Source organism: Cellvibrio sp. (assembly GCF_046347455.1).
Taxonomy (GTDB): Bacteria; Pseudomonadota; Gammaproteobacteria; order Pseudomonadales; family Cellvibrionaceae; genus Cellvibrio.
Map to the genome: position 1 here is coordinate 98,414 of NZ_JAXMGC010000004.1, position 25,428 is coordinate 123,841.

Below are 25,428 nucleotides of genomic sequence, written 5' to 3' on the forward strand. Positions count from 1 at the left end.
AGAAATTACTGTTGCGTTAGCTTTTCAATTAAGATCAATGACACCACATTTTTTCAGATACATATAAGTGTTGTCATAAAACTCAGTTAACCGAGTTGCATCTTCTTGATTACCAAGAGGGAGATAAATAACCATTCCCTGTCTCGCTCGCGTCAGTAAAACTCGATATGCGTTCTCAAGATAGCGTTGTTTTTGGTCTTGCTTTACCCGCATCCATCGAGAACCCTTAAAGCTCCAATGTTCAAATGTTTCACCATTGTGTCGATAATCCGCATCCCAGCCAACCAAACACCAGTCCAACTCCAAGCCTTGAACCATGAACTCCGTCGCCGCATCTTCCAAGAAATGCGACGACCGAACATCATCCACATCATTCAAAAACCAGTTTTCAGCGATGACCTCTCCGTCAACAAATATACCCTCAGCCTTCAAACGCTTGGCACCAGATGATGCAATCAAGCCACTACTTTCTAAGCCTTTAATTTTTCCTCTGATCCAATTTTTTGCGAGGGATAAATCACGAGATATGTAAACAGGATATCTATCACGAATTTTTCTAAGTTCTTCTTCTGCTTCTTTTGGTTGGTTATGAATTAGATAATGGACAAAATGAGAAAGCTTATCTGCGCGAAAAGATCGCATAGAAGTTGATAGATGCAAACTGGCCTCACTAAATGAGCGATGTTCATCTAATAGGCTGATATCAACTTCACTACCCGCATATTCTTTTTGTATAAGACGGTTTGAATAATAAATTTTCCAGCCACCGAAAGCCTTATTAAGCGCAGAAAACCACCCGTTTAAACCGGCCTCACCATTGTTTATTTCCTGCCCACCGCCGATGAGGGCAATAATCACGCACCAACTCTCATGACGATCCATAACACTAATAAGAAACTCTGGTTCAGATTGATTGAATTCAGCTTGGTTGCGTTTCTTTTGCATAAATTCCGACGCTTTTTGCTGATTCCATGCGCGTTGAGCTTCGTCGAAAATTACAACCTTTTCAACGGGAGGCAAATGTTTATCCTTCAGTGCTTCATCTCTAAAGTGATGGATATTTTGAATAAAGCTCGCTGTCTCTCGACGGGCTTCCGCAATTGATTGAGCACGGTAATTGAGTTCAGTTTCTCTGGCTCGATCTCTGGCCAAAGCTTCTCGAAGAACATCAACCAAAGGACCGTTGCCAGAGAGAAATACGGCGTGCTCTTCGCCATCTGCGTTATTGTGTTTTGTTGCTACTTGCAAACCAACTAGCGTTTTTCCTGCGCCCGGTACGCCAGTTACAAAGCAAATTGCTTTCTGATTGGAAACTCGCGACTTGTGAATAATATTATTCAAGTGATCTACGGTTTCAGACAAATTAACAGCATCTGCGTCTGAACGAGCAATATCTTTAACTTCATGATTGTTATAAAGAGCTTGTGCAGCTTCGATAATTGTCGGTGTTGGCTTGTACTGAGATGCCATCCACTCAAGAGGATTTAATTTTTTCTGTGAAGAAAAAATAGCTAATACTGAATTAATTATGGAAGCAATATTTTCACCATTGGTCTTAACTGGTTCTAAAACTCCTATAAAATCACTTGCTATATAAAAATCAACAGAAGGCGCCTTCGTACAAATTAAAATCGGGACAATCACGCGATTATGGCTTGCTTGATGAAAGCAACTCAGATCCGCCGCATATCCCTGCGCTTGTCGCAAATCAGATCGCCTATATTCTGACTCTCCAATTTTAAATTCGATTACGAAAATAATACCATCCAGCAAAAGAACAACGTCTGCACGACGCCCCATTCGAGGAATCAGTAATTCAAAACACAGGTAGCCGTCGTGAAAATTTCTTAATTGATCTTGAAGAAATTTTATCTGCACGTCCCACGCACTGGTTTGCTGATAGACAATATCTTGTGAGTGGAATTGTGCAATATGGCCCCTAATTGCATCGGACGACGTTTTGTGAAATTCACTGAGACTGGCTGAGTAGTAGGCTCGACTAGACAAGATCTACTCCACTGAATCTAAATAGCTCTGCCGGTTCGACATTCAGAGCTCTAGCAAGGCGCTCAATATTTATCAAACTAACGTTGCGTACACCTCGCTCGATTCCACTTATATAGGTTCGATCAAGTTCAGCAAGCTGTCCGAGTTGTTCTTGGCTGATGCCTTGGCTTAATCGAATCATTTTAATTCGATTTCCGAACAATCTAAGAATCTCTTTATCCATACATACCTTAATGACGAGATCTAAAAAGCAGTATGGTGTTATTAATGTGACTTATGGGTCTACGGACGATAAGTCACATCTCTAGATTGCCAATGGTTAAAGCTAAAAATGAATTCATACTCCTTCAGTGGAGATATATGTTGCCAAAATGGGGCGTTATCTGTGCCTCTGGATGATGAAAGGTCCACGTTTGAAATTAAGACGGTTACCGTGATAGAGGCTTTTTGCATAGCGGCCTTAACTCCACCTGCGTTCCTTTTCCATAAATAGCCTTCACTAAGTATTTATAAATATCTTTATCAATTTCTGGTGCGGTAACTGAATTGAGTATGTGGGCGTAGTCTTCTGCGGAATCGGCAAGGCCGAGGATGCACCAGTTATCTACCAGTAAGTGCATTTCTCTTTCGCTGTGTTGGCATTTTTCAATAAGCGCGATGGGGCCTTGGTAGGGCCATGTTTTTAGCGCAAGTGAGGATAACCCTTGCAACAATTTTACGTTATGCACGAGCGCGGTTAGTTTGCCCACGCAGTAGCCTTGGCATTTTTTGAGTTGGTGGCTTGTGCAAGCACGTTGGCTTTGTTTTTCTAGGCCGATCACTTGGTAGCAAAGTTGGTGTTCATTGCTGATGTATTCCAAGCTGTCTTTTGCTTTTTTATTGGAGGGAAAAAGCCCGTACCATTTTTGCTGCGTGTTTGTTTTGGCTGCGCGCGGCATTTCTGCAACGGGGCGAATTTGTGGTGTTAAAAGGCCGCCCTCTGACTCTTGCAAATAAATGCTGTGGAAAGTGCTTACGCGGCGTAGCTTGCGGTTGTAAACGGGGCTTAGCTCTTTTACTTTTTTAGATTCAAGAATGAGTGCCGTTAATTCGCCTGCGGTTTTATCAAAGGTAATGTGGCGAGTTTGTTGGCAAATTTTCATTTCCTTTGATGATTTATGGTCGGACGTGAAATGCGATAGCACGCGTTTGCGAATGCTGATGCTTTTGCCAACGTAGAGCAGCTGCTTGTTCTCACCCCAAAAATAATAAACGCCGGGGGTATTGGGTAAATCTTGTATGAGCGTTTGATCAAAACCGGCGGGAATACTTTCTTTGCGATGTTGGTGCGCAATGGCCGCTTTTATTTTTTCTTCGCCGTGTTCTTCTTCGGCAATTTTCATAAAAGTGTAAGTGGCTTTTGCATCTGCCAGTGCGCGGTGGCGGTCACTTACCATTATTTGGTGGCGTTTAATAATTTTTTCTAAACTGTGCCCGTCGGCTTCACTGTATAAAAACCGCGAGAGTTTTACGGTGCACATGAGTTTGGATTTGTAGGTGTAGGCCAAGCGCGCAAATTCGTTACGAATAAAACCGTAATCAAACCGCACGTTGTGCGCCACAAAGATTTTGCCTTGCAGCTTTAGAATAATGTCTTTGGCAACTTGCTCAAAGTAGGGCGCAGATTCCACCATGGCATTGGTAATGCCTGTTAAACGCTGAATGGTCTCCGGGATTTTGGTGCGCGGGTTAATGAGTGTTGACCATTCGCTAACGCCATTTTCCGTGACTTCGATAATACCGATTTCGGTAATGCGGTCATAAGTGACATTGCCGCCGGTTGTTTCTATATCCACAATCACGCAGGGCAATGGGAAATGTTTGAGCATTAAAAGTACCTGTTTAAACCGCAGGAATTATAGTCAACCGCTGATCAAGCGGAAATATGCAGAGGTGTTTGCTAGGTAGTTAGGTGATGTTTACTACGTTGTTATTTTTGTGTTGGATGTAGCCTAGCGTATTTCAACCTTAACTTTTTTCCAAAGGTTTTAAATAAATGCGTGAATTAGAAATGTGTTGTTTATTCATAAATTTTAGCCAATAAAAAAGGCGACACTTTTCAGTTTCGCCTTTTTTGCTGTTACATCGGCAACTTGCGTTGCCCGTAGCATCTAATTAGATTGCTTGAATGTTTTCAGCTTGTGGGCCTTTTTGGCCTTGGGTTACCGTGAAGCTAACTTGCTGACCTTCAACCAAGGTTTTGAAACCTGAGCCAGAAATAGCGCTGAAGTGAGCGAAAACGTCTGCACCTGATTCTTGTTGAATGAAACCGAAACCTTTAGCTTCGTTGAACCATTTTACGGTGCCAGTAGTAGTTTTAGACATGGTAGTACCTGTATATAAATAATTGATAATTGCGATTGTGCTTAAAAATAAGGGAATTACTTATGTGACAGGACGAATACTAAAACTGGAACTTCGAAGTGAGGCATAAATACTAAACGTGCTTTCAAGCTGAGTTCAGTCTACTCCCCTTTCCCTCAATGTCAATCATTCAATTTTTGGCGCGAGCGACTCTTATTGCCAGCTTACTTTTTTTTGGCATTCACAATTTCGGCTTTTGCACATTAAAGCGCAACTTAATTTCAATTTATTTCTACAGGAACCCATTTACCGAAGCGAATAGCCGTGCGTTAACGCACTGTACTCAGCACAAATGATTCTTAATATGCAACGGGTAACGCGGTAAACATCCATTTTCAACAGAGGGCTTTATTATGAACTTTATTGTTTGGGTTGTTGTTGGTGGCATAATTGGCTGGCTCGCTAGCATTGTTATGAAAACCAATGCGCAACAAGGTCTGTTTCTTAATATTATTGTTGGTGTCGTTGGTGCGTTTTTAGGTGGCTTGCTCCTAGCTCCCTTGTTTGGTACCGGAACTATAAATAGCGATGATTTTAGTTTGTCTGGATTAATTGTTTCGTTTATAGGTGCAATTATTCTTCTTGCAATTGTTAACCTATTCCGTCGCAAATCTACAACTTAATTATTCTTGCGAATATGGTGATTAAAAAAGGGCCTTTGTCGTATTGAAATAAAGTTAGTAACTTTATTTGCCTTCAAGGCACATCTTTCAAAGAAAAACCGTCCTCTTAAAAATATAAAGTTTGTAACTTTTTCCATATCTGCATTTTTTAGGTTAACAATAAGTATAAATATAGTTGGTAACATTTGATTCGTTGTAAAAAGACTCACAAGATCCTTTAACTCATGAATGTTGCCTACAGCTATCCATCAGCTTAACCAGAGCCAAAGTATTTAGCGGTATACAACTTACTCGGCTAAGGCAGAAAACGAAGCTGCGATATTACTGAAAATAGAACATCGCAGCTTCGATTCCCTGTGCTAGGAATGACTTACCAACAACGGTTGATTCGCATCATACACACTCACTAATACTTTTGATTCCGATGCAGGTGGCGGTGCAAAAGCGGCCATAGCTTGAATCATGGAATCCAGTTGGCTTGTGCTGGACACCGGCCCAATTGCCAGGGATTGCTTTTCGAATAGTATCGCTTTAAGGGGAGATGCAATTAACGGCGCTACGATTGATTTTACTGGCGATGTATTTCCTGCGGCATCTTTCGCCGTGACATTAACCGTTTCTTTATTAATTAACGCGGTGGTTAAGGTAATGCTGTAAGCGCCCGTTGTTGCATTTGCCGTTGCTGTTCCCAGTGTCGCGGTGTTCCCGCTGTTCTTCACCTCAACGGTACTGCCAGCTTCTGCTACACCGGTAATGACTTTACCGGTTGTATCGAATGCTGCCGTTGGTTGCGATGGTGCGGTTTTATCCGGCGCAACAATTGCTTTCGCGGTCGACACATTTCCTGCAACATCTTTCGCCGTAACGTTAACCGTTTCTTTGTTAATTAACGCGGTGGTTAAGGTAATGCTGTAAGCACCGGTTGTTGCATTTGCCGTTGCTGTTCCCAGTGTCGCGGTGTTCCCGCTGTTCTTCACCTCAACGGTACTGCCAGCTTCTGCTACGCCTGTTATCACTTTACCGGTCGTATCGAATGCTGCCGTTGGTTGCGATGGTGCGGTTTTATCCGGCGCAACAATTGCTTTCGCGGTCGACACATTTCCTGCAACATCTTTCGCCGTAACGTTAACCGTTTCTTTGTTAATTAACGCGGTGGTTAAGGTAATGCTGTAAGCACCGGTTGTTGCATTTGCCGTTGCTGTTCCCAGTGTCGCGGTGTTCCCGCTGTTCTTCACCTCAACGGTACTGCCAGCTTCTGCTACGCCTGTTATCACTTTACCGGTCGTATCGAATGCTGCCGTTGGTTGCGATGGTGCGGTTTTATCCGGCGCAACAATTGCTTTCGCGGTCGACACATTTCCTGCGACATCTTTCGCCGTGACATTAACCGTTTCGCTGTTGATCAATGCCGTGGTCAAGGTAATGGTGTAAGCGCCCGTTGTTGCATTTGCCGTTGCTGTTCCCAGTGTCGCGGTGTTCCCGCTGTTCTTCACCTCAACGGTACTGCCAGCTTCTGCTACACCGGTAATGACTTTACCGGTTGTATCAAACGCAGCCGTGGGTTGCGATGGTGCTGTTTTGTCTGGAGCGATAATGGCTTTCACCACAGACACATTACCCGCAACATCTTTCGCCGTAACGTTAACCGTTTCTTTGTTAATTAACGCGGTGGTTAAGGTAATGCTGTAAGCACCGGTTGTTGCATTTGCCGTTGCTGTTCCCAGTGTCGCGGTGTTCCCGCTGTTCTTCACCTCAACGGTACTGCCAGCTTCTGCTACGCCTGTTATCACTTTACCGGTCGTATCGAATGCTGCCGTTGGTTGCGATGGTGCGGTTTTATCCGGCGCAACAATTGCTTTCGCGGTCGACACATTTCCTGCGACATCTTTCGCCGTGACATTAACCGTTTCGCTGTTGATCAATGCCGTGGTCAAGGTAATGGTGTAAGCGCCCGTTGTTGCATTTGCCGTTGCTGTTCCCAGTGTCGCGGTGTTCCCGCTGTTCTTCACCTCAACGGTACTGCCAGCTTCTGCTACACCGGTAATGACTTTACCGGTTGTATCAAACGCAGCCGTGGGTTGCGATGGTGCTGTTTTGTCTGGGGCGATAATGGCTTTCACCACAGACACATTACCCGCAACATCTTTCGCCGTAACGTTAACCGTTTCTTTGTTAATTAGCGCGGTGGTTAATGTAATGCTGTAAGCACCCGTTGTTGCGTTTGCCGTGGCAGTACCCAGTGTTGCGGTGTTGCCGCTGTTTTTCACTTCAACAGTGCTGCCAGCTTCTGCTACACCGGTAATGACTTTACCGGTTGTATCAAACGCAGCCGTGGGTTGCGATGGTGCTGTTTTGTCTGGAGCGATAATGGCTTTCACCACAGACACATTACCCGCAACATCTTTCGCCGTAACGTTAACCGTTTCTTTGTTAATTAGCGCGGTGGTTAATGTAATGCTGTAAGCACCCGTTGTTGCATTTGCCGTTGCTGTTCCCAGTGTCGCGGTGTTCCCGCTGTTCTTCACCTCAACGGTACTGCCAGCTTCTGCTACGCCTGTTATCACTTTACCGGTCGTATCGAATGCTGCCGTTGGTTGCGATGGTGCGGTTTTATCCGGCGCAACAATTGCTTTCGCGGTCGACACATTTCCTGCGACATCTTTCGCCGTGACATTAACCGTTTCTTTATTAATTAACGCGGTGGTTAAGGTAATGGTGTAAGCACCCGTTGTTGCATTTGCCGTTGTTGTTCCCAGTGTCACGGTATTACCACTATTTTTTACAATAACGGTACTACCTACTTCCGCCACACCCGTAATGATCTTACCAGTGGTATCGAATGCTGCAGTTGGCTGCGATGGAGCGGTTTTATCTGGTGCATTAATACTTGTAACAACAGACACATTGCCTGCAGAGTCCTTTGCGGTTACGTTAATTATTTCGTTATTAACTAATGCCTTACTCAAGGTAATCTTATATTGGGATGTGTAGGGAGGTAGAACCACGCTGCCCAGAACGGTAGTATTAGAGGCATCCATAACTGTAACGGTAGTCGTATCGATATAATTAATTTCAATTTGGCCAGTAACAACTTTTCCTGTCGAATCAAGTGTTGCCGTAGGAGGTAAAGGTTTGGTGAGATCCGGTGAATTTACAGAGGTAGAAGTCCCATTACTCGCCGCATTAACTGCAAAAACAGTGAGTGAGCTGCCATCGATGACGGAATCTGCGAGAGTTATAGAATATGAACCGTCGGTTGTGTTGGTAATGGCGTTTCCAAGTACTCGTGAACCGTCAGCTCCCATAATATAGACCAATACACCAGGGTCTGTTACGCCAGTAACTTTAGTTCCTAGTGAATCGAAACTCGCTGTGATTCCTGATAAAGGAGTTCGATCGCGCCCCACCAATTCAAACGCTTCCGATGTATTTCCAGAATTATCTGTTGAAGTAACAAAAATATGCTGCTTATTCGAAAGGTTGACGTTCGTAACGAACGCGCCAGTTTGGATATCCGCAACAGCATTGGCAATCACGTTATTGTTAGCATCTTTGACAGCCACGGCACTCCCTGCTTCAGCATAGCCCGATAACTCATATTCATAAGTATTTAAAGCGGCCACAGGGGTAATCGGTATAGTTTTATCTGGCGCACGAACATACCGAGTCGAAGAACTAACATTCTGGGCATCGAGCACGGACACGCCAAATATTTCGTTATTTATATATGCTCTCGGTAGATTGAAAGTGTAACTTCCGTCGGAGGCAGTTACATTCATGCGCCCAACTTCAATATTCTTTCCGTCGAGAATAACAACTTTATTTCCAAAACTCGCAATGCCAGATATAGCTTTTCCATCGGAAGAAATAGTTGCAGTGGCCTGAGCTGGAGAGTTTGCTGCTGGTACAACTAGCGGCAAGATTGATGACACATTGCCGTTTGAATCCATTCCTTTGATATTAATTGTTTGGTTACTTGCTATTTTTTTATTGAGATAAATCGCAAAACTTCCGTCAGTAGCCGTGCCAGAATAACCCAATAAAACACCGTTAAGATCTCGAGCCTCTAAAACCACTCCGGGGTCTGCAAATCCATTCACTTGAATTCCGGCATTGTCGATAGTTGCTGCTATATTTTTAGGCGCAGTAATATCAGGTGATTTTATCCTGCGGATATTAGACACGTTTCCTGCCGCATCTTTCGCAACAATGTTTACTTGCTGACCGTCATTAATGGATTGCGTCAGGCTAACAACATACGCTCCTGTAACACCATCGGCTGTCCCTGTACCTACCACTTTATTTGCCAAGTCAGTAACTAGTATGGTCGAATTTAATTCGGCAACCCCAGTTAAAGTGGTACCTGCTTTGTTAAAGAAAGCGCTAGGAGAGTTCGGCGCTGTAAAATCTGGTACATGCAAAATTGTTGGAACAGATTCTATTCCGTTTTGCACATAAGCTATTACCTTAATTTCCTCATTGTTGACAGCCCTGCTATATAATTTTAGCGCATACGCGCCTGAAATTATATCTGAGTACATACCGGACTGAGCTTGACCGTTTACAAAAACCGAAACATAACTTCCTGGTCTTGCGATACCATTAACCATATAGCCAGAAGCATCCAATGCAGCTGTGGGCGAAGGAGGGATACTAATATCTCTTTCAGGACCAAATACCGTGATGGGTAAGACATTTGATGATGAGTCTTTAGCGCTTACAGTTATACGAGTGAGGTCGCGAATCTGGAACCCAAAATTAAAGGAAAAGTTCCCGGCCGAATCGGTTGTAATATCAGGGTAGGTGGTTATAGAGTTGTCTTTATTTCGGTATGAAATCGTCAGTGTTAAGCTAGGTGCTAATGTACCGGCCAGCGTTGAACGGTCAGCAGACATATTTGCTTTGGTTTTGGTGACTTCCGAAGCTATCTTCGCCTGATTCCATACAGTTGAATCAGAAAATTTAATATCGTATGAGCCATCACTAAACAAGCCATTAATTTTATCCGTGGTGCCTTTGATACTGATATCAAATCTATTTTCATAACCACTCATCCAACCTCCTTGTGATTTATCAACGAAATAAGATTTGATGGTTAACATGTCTGGAGTAATCCCAGCGCCCAATTCCAGGTGGCTTTGGTTTTTGGTGGTACCGTAGAGTGTGTCTACGCCATCGCCAAGGGAAAAACGAATAGTGGCGGAACCTCCAGTGAGCTCTCCCACATTTATGTAGTCATCGCCTTTGCCACCAATAAAAATATTATTGCCAGTTGTGTCAGAAAGGTAATCGTTGCCATCACCACCTTGCAGCGAGTCGTCACCATCTTCACCAACTAAAGTGTCATTACCCGTGCCTCCGATCAGAGTATCATTGCCTGCGCCCCCAATGAGTGAGTCATTACCTCCTTGTCCATCGCTCAGGTCGTTAGAGTCATATGCAAATAAAACGTTATTGCTAGATGATCCCACCAGTGAAATCCTTTGCAATATATCTGCAGTGCTCCAACTTGTAGAGTCAGAAAAAACAATATTTTCGATTGCGCCGATACCAACACCTCTTGAAGTAAACTGACCTTGAAAAAAATCAACGACAGATATGGTGCTCGTGCCAATTTTAATATTAAGGTCAGTTTCTGTTCGGGTGAATGTTAGATCTGTTGGTTTTATCGTTGCGCCGAACTCGATAGTATCCTTACCGCTGGCATCATAGATAGTGTCGTTACCATCGCCCAACTCATAATGATAAGTATCATCTCCATCGCCGCCACGTAATATGTCGTTACCAATTCCCCCTGAAAGCGTATCGTTACCTGCACCAGAAAGAATTTCATCGCTACCTTCACCGCCATTTAAATTATCAGCGAAATTACTTCCGAAGATTAAATCGTTTGCAATCGTTGGAGATTTTGCTTTGTTTAAAAGATCCTGAAGGTTCCATTTGATGCCGCCAACAAACTCCACTAACTCCATAACCTTGTCGATATCTGGTTCGAGCAATCGACCAGCATAAGAATCAGCGATACCTGTATAACTACCTAGATAGATACTGCTACCGTCATCAATGCCTAATGCCAAGGTGCCTGCACCTTCCCAGCGCACCTTGACATTTTCGGGCAGGATAGAAGAGTCAAAAACAATTTTGTCTGAACCACCGAAGTCAGTAATATAGTCAGTACCATCACCACGTGTGTAACGATACTCATCATCGCCGTTATAACCCAGCAACTGATCATCACCGGCATGCCCAATCAAAGTATCGCTATTATTAGTGCCAACTAAGTAATTATTAAATTCATCTCCTACAAGCAAGGCTGGATTAGATAACGGATCAAAACTAAATGAAGAGCCATCATACAGTTTAATGGTCTCAATTTGACCTTTGTAATAATTGCCAGGAAGTACCCAGTCAGTGATAAAAATTTGATCAACGCCATTTTTGAAACTAATGACAAGATCTTTATCTTTTGGGGTAAAAATTAAATCATTTTTAGTAATCCCGGCGCCAAAACTAATAGTGTCCTTACCACCAACATCAGTAATCGTGTCAGAGCCGTCACCGAGGTTATACTGATAGGTGTCATTGCCGGACCCACCTCTCAGCAGATCGTTGTCCGCGCCACCATTGTAGGTATCGCCGTTGACACCGCCAGATAACGTATCATTACCCGAACCACCTATAAATGTATGAGCCGAATTTCCTGTTGCGTATAGATTGTCGTTACCTTCGAAGCCATTCATTACGCTTACAAGACTTGAGCCAGCTAAGTAATCATCTTTCGAAGAGCCCGTGACCGCCTTGTTAACGAGCTGACTCAGGTTCCATTTTGTGCCGTCCATAAACTCGACAATGTTGGAATTTAATAATGAGGTGCTAGGTGTTGCATTTAAATCGAAATCAAATAAATTATTTATTTTAACAATCGTACTTCCTGCAGAAAGTAACAGCGTCCATTTTTTTTCATCTGGATAACTATAAACCCAAGTAACTCCGTTATCTAAACGCGAGAAATTATCTGCAGCGTAAATTCTTACTCCAACATCAGCAGGATTAATTCCTTCAGAAAATAAAATTCTATCTTTTTCACCAATTGAATAATTTATATAGCTGGTTCCTGACTCCTGAGAAATCAAATATGTGTCATCACCTGACATGCCATCCAAAACGTTGAAATCCGCACCTCCGACAAGTGTGTCATTGCCGCTTGTACCACTAATATCATCATTGCCATCCAAACCGTTAATATAGGCCCCGGCTGAGCCGCCTAAATGTATTTCATCCCAAGTATTGCGGCCAATAGAAACACGATCGTTAACAATAGTTTCATTAACCTTTTGATCAATATTCTGCGAATTCCAAATCTCACCGTTGCTAAAAATAACATTCTCTATGGCATACGCGTTATCGTAAATCGGACCGTTTGGATTGCCTAGAGCCTCGATCATTTCACCATTTTTAAGTAGGAAATATAAATTTTTTGAATCGCGATAGACAATCACATCACTAGGAGTGATTCCGACCCCAAATTTAAGTGTGTCACTGCCACCAATATCAGTGATCTTATCTACGCCATCACCACGGTTAAAAATATATGTGTCATTGCCTAAACCTCCTCTCAGTTCATCGTTGCTTTTGCCGCCGCCCAGAGTGTCATCTCCACTGGTACCGTATATGTAATCAGCTTTATCGCTACCTTTAAATATTTCGCTCTTGATTCGTGCTGAATCCCACACGACGCCATTTGCAAAGCGCACCGATTCGATCGCCTTGCTCGGTGTGTCATTCATATGGTTAACAAAAACGGACTGGCCATTAGGCAATATAAACTCAGCTTCGCCAATAAACGAAGATCCCACCTGAACTTGTGATTCCGTAATGCCTGCGCCGAACTGAATAGTATCGTTGCCACTCCAATCGATAATCGTGTCTTTGCCATCGCCCAAGTTAATCACGTATGTGTCATCGCCGGCCCAACCGACCAGCGAATCATTGCCTTGACCACCACTTAAAGTGTCATTGGAATCGAAACCCCAGAGAACATCAGCTCCCGGTGTTCCTTGCGCTAACGCTTGTTTAATGCGGACAAGGTCCCAAGAACTGTTATCAGCAAATACGATTTTTTGAATGCCGCCCACCAGCACCGCTCCCGTATTACTGTCAAACATTCCGTCTACGATGATGCGATCGCCTGTTGAGCCGACATCGATGGTTAGATCCTCATAGCCCGCCTCGCTCCGCCATATTTTAATGTCCTTTGGGGCGATGCCAGGGCCAAATACAATGGAATTAATACCGGCCGGATCATAGATAACATCTGTACCATCACCAACATTAAACACATAAGTGTCATTACCAAGACCGCCATGCAAGCCATCAAGGCCCTTGCCTCCGATCAAAGTATCGTTATCATTTCCACCGACCAAATTATCGCCTCCGTCAGTTCCGATAATAAGTTGGTCGTTGGTATTTAAAACATCGTGTCTGATTTTTGCGGAATCCCAAACCGTCTTGTCATCGAAGACAATTGACTCCACCATATTGTTGGTGAAATTTCCGGAGGAATCAAAGGCGTTCGAAATAGTGATGCTGCCACCCGTGGCTAATGTCAGCAGTAAATTATTGCCTTCCCGCGTCGCTTTGATTTGCGATGCTAAAATACCAATCCCGAATTCAAGACGATCAACCCCAGAGACATCTGTAATCGTATCGTCGCCATCACCTGATGCATATTTATATACGTCGTTACCCTCGCCACCGCTCAGCTGATCGTTACCTTTGTCGCCGTAGATAACATCGTCAGTATCAAATCCAACAATTGAATCGTTGCTTACAGTACCTTTCAACGCTGCCAACTTGATATCACTAACGCTCCAAATCGCTCCATTTGCAAATTTAACAGTCTCAACGATATTATTCAGTTCACTAATACTATCCAAGGAAACAATTAAATTAAAATTTCGGGGGGCACCTAAATCTGTATCAGGCATAACCGATTGGGCATCTAAAGAGGGATTACCATAGTCAGAACCTGCCACAGAACCAGTGTCAGAATTGGTGAGGTTCAACAAGGTGCTAATACTTGAATAACCTACAGTCTTAACATGTGATTCAAAACCGGCCAGATTAGTCCATAAACTTTTCAAACCGACGTGTGCGGTACCAAGCTCAGCAAGTGATTGGTCAAGTGTCTTCCCTGCTTTTAATAGCGCAAATAATTCTTTGATTCCGCTACCGCCATTATTTCTAATTTCTTTGTCCAGTAGTTTTACTGCGATATAACTTACTGAATAACCAGCGCTTGTATTTGGAGATCCTAGGGTTGTTTTGAAATAGCTATTGAAATCAGTTTGATTGCTAAAATTATTTAGATCGATTTGGGTTCTCTCATCTGCTCCGGTAATAAATTCAGCTGCACCTTCTATAAACCAACCCGGCATAGAAGAAGTGTCCATGTTGTAACCCATAGCCGCATGCACCATTTCATGGGCCATAACACGATCGTAAAAAATTGGGCCTATACCATTAGGTACAGCCATAAACTCGTCCAGATTGGCAGTAATCGTTATTCGTTTTGAGCTATTCTCAGTGTAAATTTGTACATTGGCAGCTTCGCCACCAGTGTTGTGGGTAAACTGTAAAGTTATATCGCCACCAATCGTCAAACCGTAATTGTTTTCGATAAGCTTTTCGGCTTGCGGAATCCAACGTGTTTGCATAAGTTGGACAATAGTAGCTACATCTGGATCAATCGTTTGAGACGCTGCAGCAGCAAACATATCCTTAACTGTTAATGTTGCGCCGTCTGTCATTGTGAAAATCAGATTTCTACCATCTGACCTAGTTTTTATATTTTCAGTCGTTATGTCGGCACTAAATTGTATTGAATCGGTGCCTGCCAATTCGGTAATCACATCGTTACCATCACCAAGCGCGTACTGATACAGGTCGCTACCACCACCACCTTGAAGCTGATCGTTTCCTTTACCCCCCGCCAAGGTATCTGTGCCAATCCCTCCAATTAAGGTTTCGTTCGCAGTATTGCCTGCAAAAAGCTTCCCCGCGTTTTTGGCGACTTCGGATTTGATGCGCGATAAACCCCAGACACTACTGTTAGAAAATCTAACATATTCAATTGCATTAGGTGTAAAACCGCCCCACGCATTAAATTCGCCCGCTACCGTGATGGTAGCGCCGTCCGGCATTTTCAATATTAAATTGCCGTTGCTATCCGCTGTGGCAGTAACCTGGGATTGATCGATGCCAGCCCCTAGATTTATTACATCTTGATGACCAGCTGCGTCAGTGACGACATCATTTCCATCGCCCAACGAATATTCGTAGTAATCATTACCTGCACCACCGAAGAGTTTGTCATTACCCGTCTTTCCGACAATTGTGTCGTCGCCACTTGTTCCATTGACGGTATCATCAGAAAAGCCTCCCTTAATTTTTTGAGTTTCCCAGATAATTCGATTCAGATCCCATATGCTTCCGTCAGAAAATTTAACGGATTCAATCGTATAATTTAACCAGTAGGATAAGCTGTCCGGCACGAAAGTATTGTTCACAACAATGCTGCCGCCGCCTTGAATATTAATGACTAAATTATTAGAAGCATCGCGGATGATATTGACTTGATTTTCGGTAATGCCTCCATCAAGCTGAACAATATCTGAGCCGCCGGCTTCATTAATAAAATCAATGCCATCGCCTTTGCTATATTGATATGTGTCATTACCCGTCCCGCCATATAGATAATCAAGACCTTTACCACTGGAGATAACGTCATTTCCATCAAAAGCATAAATAGTATCGTTACTGGATGTGCCCGCATGGGATAAAATTTCTGTTTTTATTTTTTCGATGTCCCATACATCACCATTAGCAAACTGGAGCTCGCCTACTGCATTTTGGTTAATGACCGCTCCAGTCAAACCATCAAAATAATTCTTAATCCTTATTTCATCGGTCCCTGCAGTAATAACAATATTCAAATCCTGATCAATTCTTTGGAGGCGAACATTTTGCGGCAGAACGCCAACACCAAATTTGATAACAGCCTTATCTGTTGCCTGTCCCTGACGAACTAACAAATCCAAGCCATCGCCCGGACTATAGAAATAAATGTCATTGCCTGCACCAGCGCTTAACAGGTCATCACCACTGCCGCCTGTCAGTTGGTCGTTACCATCTCCTCCATACAAAGAGTCCTGGCCGTCCCCACCCAAAAGTGTGTCGTTACCTTGCTCACCTCTCAGGATATCGTTGCCCGCGAGGCCACTAATCACATCATCACCGCTACCGCTAGACATCACATCATCTTGCGCTGTACCGGTTAATGTATCTGCACCAGTAGTACCGCGAATTTCGTTGTATTCATTGAGGAGCGATTGACCTACCGGTTGTATACTTGCAAAGTTTGCCGGCCCTATGTCAAGGTAAGCACCATTCGTAAAACTAATTCGATCAATGTAGCTGTGTGCTGAAGTGTTGCTGTTAAAATGATCTTGCACGATCAATAGGTCGTGCGTACCGTTAATAGAGATCCATAGGTCATTGCCATTTCGCCCAAGAGTGATATCTGCTGGATAAATAAAGCCGGTGAGCTTGATAACGTCAGTACCATTATTGTTGGAATTAATAATCCTGTCGTGACCATAACCAACACCAAAACGGTATTCGTCACTTCCCATTCCACCCATCAATAAGTCATCACCAGCACCACCGTCCAATACATCATTACCGGCACCGCCATCTAGCGTATCCTTACCTGCAAGCCCCAAAATTGTATTGTCATTTGAATCGCCAACTACGTTGTCGTCCGCGCTACCCTGAGCGACAGCGTTTAACATTTGTTTATCGTTTGAAGTTAAAAAGCTACCATCCGATGAATTCATAAATGTTGAAAGCTGTTGGATAAATGTATCGATATTTTTGGTCGAATAAGGGTTCACCCCCCTAATGCTTTGTATTAGGTCTACACCAATATTTTGTGCTTGTTCAGGGTGATCATGAAGATAATGACTTAGATAGCTAATAGTATCTTTAAAATCACCAAGCCAATCACCAGTCGCAGCATCCTGTGTCCAATTTACCTTATCGAAAAAAGGAGCAAGGTAAGTCTGCGATGCAAGTTGGTAAAAGATAGTGTCTGTTAAATTTTGAAAATAGCTTTCGTATAAAAATGCGTATTGCTGTCCAGTACCGCGCGGAGTATCTACTTTATAACCGTAAAAAGCCTCAAGCGCTGAGATCTTTCTACCATCAATCGGTGATAGCGCACCTTTATCGGTGTAAACCGCGCGTTCACCGCCTGTCTGACCAGCCCAAGCAAAAATTATTCTTTGAATCAAATCAAGTCGCGACTCTCTTGTCTGCGAGCTTACGAACTGCTCTACTAAGGAAATCAAATTGCCTGATGTGTCACGTACCATCGCTTGATGCAAGGAGCGTGATTTACCGAAACCTTTAGCATCTGGTAGTAAATATATCTCCATAGATATTGGTAGCTTTTCTTCCAGTGAATTTGTTAGATCCGTTGCAAACCATACGTCAGTAATATTACGAGTCACGCCGTTTAATAAAGTGTAATTTCCAATTTGATTGTGTCGGTTTCCGTTACTGTCTATTTGATCAATTTGAGTTGAATAATTTAGACCGATGCTGGCAATTTCTAATTGAGAAAGCGTAAAAAGCTCACCCTCATCTGATATGCCGTCCTGATTTAGATCACGCCAAACTTTTAGTTTGGAAAAAGAAGCGTCACCCACATCAATTTTGCTATTGTTATTTGTATCAAGCTCCGCCAATGCAACGAAGCCATTACTTGCAAAGGTGCCATTTTTTAAAAGTGTTGAATTACCAAATAACTCATTGCCGCTAGTAATTTTTCCATCATTATTTTTATCGAGCACAAGCAGACCATCATCAGCGCCAACCCAACCTGTATTCTCCTTAAAGGTGTCGCCCTTGTAATCAAAGTGAATGTTGCTGTTTAGACCCGTGGTGGAAATAATACCATCGCTATTTAAATCTAAGGCTAAAGGTGATGCAGGGGTTGCTGCCGGACGTTTGCTTCGGCGCAACTGGTTTTGGAGCATCAAGATTTTTACTGCGCGAAGGAGGTCTCGTAAATCTTTAACACCATCAACATAATCTTTATCGCCACCCACTATTAATCGCAAAACATCTTCATCGTTCAGCGCCAGCTAGGTTTGCCTTGAGGGCGGATTTTGTAATTATCAATGCTTTCCAGATAAAGATTTACAACTATTGGATACCGTTTGAAAGTCTTCACCGAGACCGAGCGGATTTTAGGAAAAGCTTCATTCATCATATTGTCTTGAGTGCCCAGCCCAAATCTGTGCTTTGATAATTTGAGCTGTCGTTCGAATAAACTTGGCCGGGCCCAAAAGCTTCTCCGTGTGTTGAGGGTGCAAACCCATAACTTCTAGGCTGCCCACTAAGTTGGTACCACATATCCTCAGCTAAATTGTTTGATGCAGTTTGTACCTTTTGTTGATATATTCACAGTCAACTTTGGCATTCTTAGCTCCTTTCTCATTCCATAGATTAATTTAAAAAAATTCGATAAGTTGATATATAAACTACAAACTCACTATCTTTCATAAGAATTAATTACGCTATCATTCATAGCTATCTATGCGATCTAACAAGCTCATAACCAAAACGAATAGCAAATAGAATCAACATAGGAACAAAACAATGATAAAGAATTATCCAAAAATAATTAAACAATATGTTATAGATTAATCCACCGTGCTGATGAATAGGCGATAAAGCAAAGTGAATTAGTCCTGCAAGTGGGGAAATTGATAAACTAGCAACGAGAACCCATACAACACTACGCACGCTGTGAGGAATAAATGTAGCAGGAATTAAGGCAGCCCCAATAATCACAGAAGGCACAAGCATTGGAAATGGAAATAACAACATCCAACTTGGTAAAAAGATAGTTTTTGAGAATGAAAAAAAATCAAAATATATATAAACTATAAAAGATAAGATAACAGCACTCGCTCCAAAAGCTAAGTAGTTTCTACTCATATCAAAAGCCCTCATATTATCAAAATTCGATATCCAATTTTTTAAAACACATCTAAAAAACGATATTATTTAACGCCACATATAAGATGCATTATTTATCAAGTGCAATTCTACTTGGCATTACTCTGAAAAAATTACCTTAAAATTAAACACTTTATGAAAATAATCTAAATAAATAATTTTCATAAAATAACTAAAATTATTAAAATTTTTGCATACGAAATATAAAAATTTAGCAGCTTTGTACTATCAACAATACGAATATCAGAATTATTTTCAGCAATTTCCTTAGCAATACAATTAATATTTATATACTGCCCCAAATTGCCAATGTATAAATAGTCTGCGTACCAGTTCCTTTGATTTCTAACTGGAAAATTAAATTTCGCAGATTACTCGACCATTCTCTCGCCGCCAAAGCATCTCTAAAAGCTGTCATCATGACTCTCCTTTAATTTAAAAAATTTATTCACAAAAATCTTTGTTTTTCGCATCTGTATAATATGTAAATTCATAGGAACACCCGGCCACAGCACACGACCAAGTCTCTACGATAACTAAATTTTGGTTTTTAGGAGAAATTACAGCAACACCGCCAGACGCGCCGCTGAAATCACATTTTCGTACTGAATATTTTTGTTCATTATTCTCAAAGGGAGATATAAAGCTTTGTTGACCTAGAGGCTTCTGGATTGATAATCCCTCGGAGACCTTAGTAACTGCAGGAAAGTCCCAATTCGTTATTAATAATTTATCGCCCCCAATCGCTTGCACTTTATCTAGAAGTGGTATTTTCCTATGCACCGAATCAAAACACTCATTGCCTTCAATAATTTTTGCAGCTTCAAGTATTCCTTTTTCTTCAATAATTTTTTCTATCCCAACCAATGACATATTTATTTTCGTACACAACATGTCACACATTGCATTTTCAGAAAATACACCAACAAAAAGTATCGCAATAATTTTTTTCATAAAACACCACCTCATAAAAATATAAACACAAATCAATTAAAAGTTAAATTTCATTAGGTCTGATATTTTGACAGCTATACGATAAATTATCAGGGTACTTTTGAGATTTATTTGCACGAAGGACATAGTGGTTACCAATATATTAATTAACGCCATTCACTATATTTTTAGATAAACATGAAATTTTCGCCTTCGTTGATTATCTCTCCCTCAAACTCTCCGAAGCATGCCTCATCAACGGATCAAGGAAGTATTCAATCACACGTCGCTGTGTTGTTTTGATTTCCACCGTTACCGCCATCCCGGGTGACAGGTTTACCTGATTACCATCCACAAAAATTGCGTTTTTGTTGAGGCGAACACGCGTAGCGAATACTAAGCCCAGCTTTTCATCTTTAATTGCATCTGACGACACTGAAATAACTTCGCCTTTTACAGTGCCGTATTTTGTGAAGGAAAAGGTTTCAACCTTCACTTCCACTTGCTGGCCTTTACGAACAAAGCCAATATCCTGATTAGACACGTATGCTTCAATTTCGATGGGGCTATTGGTGGGAACAATCGTCATAAGCGGTTGCGCGGGAGTAACAACGCCGCCGATAGTGTGAATAGCTAATTGCTGGACTGTGCCATCCACAGGTGCGGTTAAACGCATAAAGCCACCGCGCGAGGTTGCCTTAATAAATTCTTGCGACAATGAGCTAGTTCTTTGCTCTGCCTCGTGCAATTTATCGAGCCAGTTGCGGCGAGTTTCTGCGTAGAACTGTTTACTCTCCCGCTGGGCTTCAACAAGTGCCGCTGTGATTTCCGCCAGATGTTCCTTTTGCGCTACCAAATCTCGCTCTTGTTCAATGAGTGATTTTTTTAGTTCGAGGTACTGGTGATTGGATACGTAGTTTTTTTCGCGAAGGCGCTGGTAGTCTTGTTCACGCTGCTGAATGATGGGTAGGGTTTCCTGGTATTTTTCTAGAATAGATTGCGTGGAGCGCTGCTCAGCTTCTTGCCGCGCTATAACTGCAGCGAGTTGTGAGGCACGGGTTTTGTAGGCATCTAACTGACCAGTAGCTAAACGCTTTTGTGCATCAATATCGGCACCTGAAATAGTGCTTGGGAATTTTTGAACGTCAAATTCCAATGCAGAGGATTTCTTTTGGAGCGTGGCAGATTCCTTTTCATGCGCAGCGAGGAGCGCTTTGTACATTTGTGCATCTAAAAATGCGGCTTGGTATTCGCGCTGCAGGCGATCGATATCAGCTTGCGCGACGGTTGCGTCCAACTCGATTAGACTCTCGCCTGCTTTAACCGCTTGGCCATCCACCACATGAATGGCATGAACCGATGCGGTTTCCATGGGCTGAATGGTTTTGCTGCGGCTGTCAGGGACTATTTTGCCGGTTGCAGAGGCCACAACATCCAACTTGCCAAAACAAGACCACAGCACCAATAAGACCACAAACAATAAAATAAGCCGCATAAATATTTGCGGGGCTGGGTGAATTGGCGTTTCTTGCAATGCGAGTGTCGCGGGCAAGAACTCATATTCGTGGGGAGTGCGTTGTACCGGTTCCATTTCGTGGCGGCGGGCCCACACCAACACAAATATGGATTTGTAGCGGTAGAGCAGCTCTTTAAATGCTTGCACTTTGAGGCTCATGATTAGCCTCCCTGCAATTCAAGCAGGCGGGCGTAATGGCCGCCGTTATTTTCCACCAACTCATTGTGATGGCCCATTTCAACAATTTGCCCGCGTTCCATAACGACAATGCGGTCGGCTTGGCGTACTGAGGATAAGCGGTGGGCGATGATAATAACGGTGCGTCCCACGCAAATATCTTTCATGTTATTTTGAATAATGCGTTCAGATTCGTAATCAAGCGCACTGGTTGCTTCATCAAAAATAAGGATTCGGGGATTACCCATTAGTGCGCGCGCAATGGCAATGCGTTGGCGCTGACCGCCTGATAACGTTGAGCCATGTTCACCCACCATGGTGTCGTAACCATCTTGCAGCTCTAGAATAAATTCATGAGCACCGGCTAACTTGGCTGCCACCATCACTTCTTCGATAGATGCGCCGGGATCAGCAAGGGCGATATTTTCACGAATGGTGCGGTTGAACAGCACGTTCTCTTGCAGCACGACACCGATTTGACGACGCAAGGAGACCGTATCCGCTTGCGCAATATCAACGCCATCAACCAGTACGCGGCCACGCTCGGGTACATAAAGGCGTTGAACCAGTCGCGTTAAGGTACTTTTTCCTGACCCGGAGCGCCCTACAATGCCGATGGTTTCACCCGGCTCAATCAACAGGCTTAGGTTTGAGAGAACTTCCTGGCCATCTGGTCTATAGCGGAAACGGACTTGATCAAACTCAATTCTGCCTTCTAAGCGCGGCAGGCTGGAGCGATTATCGGCGGCCAGCTCGGTACGCGCGTTTAAAATATCGCCCAAGCGCTGCATGGATATGCCCACTTGTTGGAAATCTGTCCACAATTGCGCCAAACGCATAATGGGTTGTGCAACACGGCCAGCCAGCATATTGAACGCAATTAATTGCCCAACACTGAGATCGCCATCAATAACCAACCTTGCACCCAACCATAGAGTCCCAACAACAACCAGCTTACTCACCAAATTCACGCCTTCATGGGCAATTGTTGATAAGGTGGTTGCACGGAAGCTTGCTGATACATAACTCGCTAATTGCTTATCCCAATGGCGAGTCATTTGCGGTTCGACCGCCATGCTTTTTAGCGTGTCTATTCCAGAAATGCTTTCTACCAAAAAGGATTGGTTTTCGGCACTGCGATTAAATTTTTCATTTAAACGAACCCGCAATAGCGGTGTGATGAGCAGCGAGATACAAAAATATAATGGGAGGGAACCTAGAACAATGAGTGTTAGCCACCCGCTGTAAAACAGCATCACTGCAATAAAGACAATCGAAAAAACGATATCAAGCACAACCGTTATGGCGTTGCCCGTTAAAAAGGAGCGGATATTTTCAATCTCCCTAACACGCGCAACCGAGTCACCCACGCGGCGAGCCTGAAAATAGCTCATGGGCAGGGCGAGCAAGTGCCGAAAAATTCTTGCTCCGAGTTCAACGTCAATACGGCTGGTGGTATGGGCAAATACGTAGGTGCGCAGTGCGGACAATAAGACTTCAAAGATGGATACCACTAATAAGCCGATGGCAATTACATCCAATGTAGTCATGCCGCGATGGACAAGAACCTTGTCCATTACCACTTGGAAAAATAGCGGTGTCACTAGAGCAAATAAATTCAGCGCAAGCGATACCAACAGGATTTCACTGAGTAGTTTGCGGTATTTAACAACAGCGGGAATAAACCAAGTGAAATCAAACTTGGCAAGCTCGCCGATCATGGATTCGCGGGATGCCACCAGTATTAACTCACCGCTCCATAACTCAGCCAGCTCTTCCTGACTTAGCACTAATGGACGTGCTGAACAGGGATCTTGAATTAGGAATTTATCAGTATCTGCCTGAGCCAATACAAAAAATTGGCCTGTTTTACTTACTGCTATAGCGGGCAGCGGTGTTCTATCCAGACGCTCAATCGACGTCGAGACATGCTTGACTTGTAACTTATATTTCTTTGCGGCCAACATAATGTCGGACACAGAAAACAATTTACCCGGCAAGCCAAACTCATGCTCAATCTGTTCTGGCTCTACGGGTATTCCATGAAAGCGCGCTAAGAGCACAAGACTAATTAAGCCAGAATCCACAGTCGGCGATTCCTGCAATGGGTCATTTACTTCTAAAACAGACATACAAAATCCTGATTCGAGTTGCGACTACGCAAAGTAACAACCCATTCCCTTCGTCATTTCTACTACATTGCGAGCGGCTTTGCCCAACAGGACATTCACGCAGCAGTAGAAAGCATTTTTTAAAAAATTAGGTGTATCAATATGAGTTTTGGCGGGAGACATGCTTCCATACTCAATTCCTTTTTATACTCAATCACAGGTAGATATAGGTACAATGCGGAAAAAAAAGTGACAAGCCTACTTGCCGGTCGCGCGGAATTTAACAATATTTGCCTGTCGCGTAAACTATCGTTTCGCAAAAGTGTTAAGGAATACAAACTTCATGAAGATTCTTTTCGTTCACCAGAACTTTCCGGGACAATTTAAACACCTTGCACCTACGTTGGCAGAATTGGGGCACGATGTTAAAGCCCTCGCAATTAATAAGAACCCAGTACCGCAAGGAGTTCACTGCGTACATTACACACCATTACGCGGTAACGAACCCAAAGTTCACCCTTGGCTACTGGACATGGAATCGAAAGTTATTCGTGGTGAAGCTGCATATTTTGCAGCGCGGCGACTGAAAGCAGATGGCTTTGATCCGGACATTATCATTGCACACCCAGGATGGGGAGAGGCTTTGTTTTTAAAAGACGTATGGCCACAAGCGCGCCTCGGTCTTTATGCAGAATTTTATTACCAAGCCCAAGGTAGCGATGTAAATTTTGACCCCGAATTTTTAACCACAAATGTTGCTGAAGCTTGTCGGTTACGCATAAAAAATGCGGGCCAAGATTTGCAATTTGCTCAGGCAGATTTATTCTTGTCCCCTACACAATTTCAAGCTTCTGTATTCCCAGCCGATTTACAAAGCAAAATTTCCGTTATTCACGATGGAATTGATACGCAACATTTGACACCTAGTGTGGATGCCGAACTTAAGCTTAATAATTCAGTGGTGCTGAACAAACAATGCGAAGTTATCACTTTCGTAAATCGAAATTTGGAACCAATGCGTGGCTATCATATCTTTATACGAGCCTTACCAGAAATACTGAGCAGACGCCCGAAGGCCCGCATTATTATTGTGGGCGGTGATGGGGTCAGCTACGGAGCAAAGCCGCCCAAAGGTAAAAGTTGGAAGAATATATTTTTGGATGAAGTACGCGATCAGATTGATATGAGCCGCGTACATTTTGTTGGAAAAGTTTCCTACCCAAACTTTATTAAACTACTGCAACTCTCAAGCGTCCACGTTTACCTTACCTATCCATTTGTACTGAGCTGGAGTTTGCTTGAAGCCATGAGCATTGGTTGCGCGATTGTCGCGAGCGACACAGCGCCAGTCAGCGAGGTTATTGCGCACAATAAGACTGGGCGCTTGGTAGATTTTTTTGATAGAGAAGCGCTGGCCGCACAGGTCATCAATTTATTGGAATGCCCTACAGAGAGAGAACGATTAGGTAACGCAGCCCGTGAGTTCGCGATACATAATTACGATTTAAAAAATGTCTGTTTACCTAAACAGATGGAATGGGTACAGAAATTAGCAAGAAAGGGATAATAA

The 25,428-nt window shown here is 43.1% G+C and carries 11 protein-coding genes; 2 read left to right on the forward strand and 9 right to left on the reverse strand.

Going from position 1 to position 25,428, the window contains the following annotated elements:
- Positions 1 to 24 precede the first annotated feature (24 nt).
- The 4 genes from U1F02_RS08900 to U1F02_RS08915 all read right to left on the reverse strand — a co-directional run bounded on the left by U1F02_RS08900 (position 25) and on the right by U1F02_RS08915 (position 4,371).
- Entirely contained in the window at positions 25 to 2,007 is a 1,983-nt protein-coding gene (locus tag U1F02_RS08900; protein ID WP_409990031.1) for a DUF2075 domain-containing protein, read from the reverse strand.
- The gene (locus U1F02_RS08905) at positions 2,000 to 2,230 is read right to left on the reverse strand and encodes a helix-turn-helix domain-containing protein (RefSeq protein WP_409990032.1); all 231 of its coding nucleotides are present in this window, start codon (positions 2,228 to 2,230) and stop codon (positions 2,000 to 2,002) included. The genes U1F02_RS08900 and U1F02_RS08905 overlap by 8 nt, the downstream gene beginning before the upstream one ends.
- Before the next feature lie 205 nt (positions 2,231 to 2,435).
- Positions 2,436 to 3,875 (reverse strand): exonuclease domain-containing protein, encoded by a 1,440-nt coding sequence (locus U1F02_RS08910; protein WP_409990033.1) that lies wholly within the window; start codon positions 3,873 to 3,875, stop codon positions 2,436 to 2,438.
- 286 nt (positions 3,876 to 4,161) lie between these two features.
- A complete protein-coding gene (locus U1F02_RS08915) occupies positions 4,162 to 4,371 on the reverse strand; it encodes a cold-shock protein (protein ID WP_409990034.1) in 210 nt (69 codons plus the stop codon).
- Between the two features lie 392 nt (positions 4,372 to 4,763).
- Here U1F02_RS08915 and U1F02_RS08920 point away from each other — a divergent pair, with 392 nt between their 5' ends.
- Positions 4,764 to 5,033: a GlsB/YeaQ/YmgE family stress response membrane protein gene (locus tag U1F02_RS08920; protein WP_409990035.1), complete on the forward strand. Its 270-nt coding sequence runs from the start codon at positions 4,764 to 4,766 to the stop codon at positions 5,031 to 5,033.
- Positions 5,034 to 5,392: 359 nt separating this feature from the next.
- Here the strand turns inward: U1F02_RS08920 and U1F02_RS08925 are convergent, their stop codons facing one another.
- The 5 genes from U1F02_RS08925 to U1F02_RS08945 form a co-directional block, all read right to left on the reverse strand.
- Positions 5,393 to 18,217 (reverse strand): Ig-like domain-containing protein, encoded by a 12,825-nt coding sequence (locus tag U1F02_RS08925; RefSeq protein WP_409990036.1) that lies wholly within the window; start codon positions 18,215 to 18,217, stop codon positions 5,393 to 5,395.
- 472 nt (positions 18,218 to 18,689) lie between these two features.
- Positions 18,690 to 19,100: a hypothetical protein gene (locus U1F02_RS08930; protein WP_409990037.1), complete on the reverse strand. Its 411-nt coding sequence runs from the start codon at positions 19,098 to 19,100 to the stop codon at positions 18,690 to 18,692.
- 465 nt (positions 19,101 to 19,565) lie between these two features.
- A complete protein-coding gene (locus U1F02_RS08935; protein ID WP_409990038.1) occupies positions 19,566 to 20,075 on the reverse strand; it encodes a hypothetical protein in 510 nt (169 codons plus the stop codon).
- A 199-nt stretch (positions 20,076 to 20,274) separates the two neighbouring features.
- A complete protein-coding gene (locus tag U1F02_RS08940; protein ID WP_409990039.1) occupies positions 20,275 to 21,729 on the reverse strand; it encodes an HlyD family type I secretion periplasmic adaptor subunit in 1,455 nt (484 codons plus the stop codon).
- A gap of 2 nt (positions 21,730 to 21,731) precedes the next feature.
- Positions 21,732 to 23,879, reverse strand: coding sequence for a type I secretion system permease/ATPase (locus tag U1F02_RS08945; protein ID WP_409990040.1), 2,148 nt, complete (start codon positions 23,877 to 23,879; stop codon positions 21,732 to 21,734).
- 322 nt (positions 23,880 to 24,201) lie between these two features.
- Between U1F02_RS08945 and U1F02_RS08950 the strand changes: the two genes are divergently transcribed.
- Positions 24,202 to 25,425 (forward strand): glycosyltransferase family 4 protein, encoded by a 1,224-nt coding sequence (locus U1F02_RS08950; RefSeq protein ID WP_409990041.1) that lies wholly within the window; start codon positions 24,202 to 24,204, stop codon positions 25,423 to 25,425.
- Positions 25,426 to 25,428 lie beyond the last annotated feature (3 nt).

Coding starts and splice junctions, on each gene's coding strand:
- U1F02_RS08915 (WP_409990034.1), bottom strand. CDS start 4,371: ATGTCTAAAACTACTACTGGCACCGTAAAATGGTTCAACGAAGCTAAA.
- U1F02_RS08950 (WP_409990041.1), top strand. CDS start 24,202: ATGAAGATTCTTTTCGTTCACCAGAACTTTCCGGGACAATTTAAACAC.
- U1F02_RS08935 (WP_409990038.1), bottom strand. CDS start 20,075: ATGAAAAAAATTATTGCGATACTTTTTGTTGGTGTATTTTCTGAAAAT.
- U1F02_RS08920 (WP_409990035.1), top strand. CDS start 4,764: ATGAACTTTATTGTTTGGGTTGTTGTTGGTGGCATAATTGGCTGGCTC.
- U1F02_RS08930 (WP_409990037.1), bottom strand. CDS start 19,100: ATGAGTAGAAACTACTTAGCTTTTGGAGCGAGTGCTGTTATCTTATCT.
- U1F02_RS08905 (WP_409990032.1), bottom strand. CDS start 2,230: ATGGATAAAGAGATTCTTAGATTGTTCGGAAATCGAATTAAAATGATT.
- U1F02_RS08945 (WP_409990040.1), bottom strand. CDS start 23,879: ATGTCTGTTTTAGAAGTAAATGACCCATTGCAGGAATCGCCGACTGTG.
- U1F02_RS08910 (WP_409990033.1), bottom strand. CDS start 3,875: ATGCTCAAACATTTCCCATTGCCCTGCGTGATTGTGGATATAGAAACA.
- U1F02_RS08940 (WP_409990039.1), bottom strand. CDS start 21,729: ATGAGCCTCAAAGTGCAAGCATTTAAAGAGCTGCTCTACCGCTACAAA.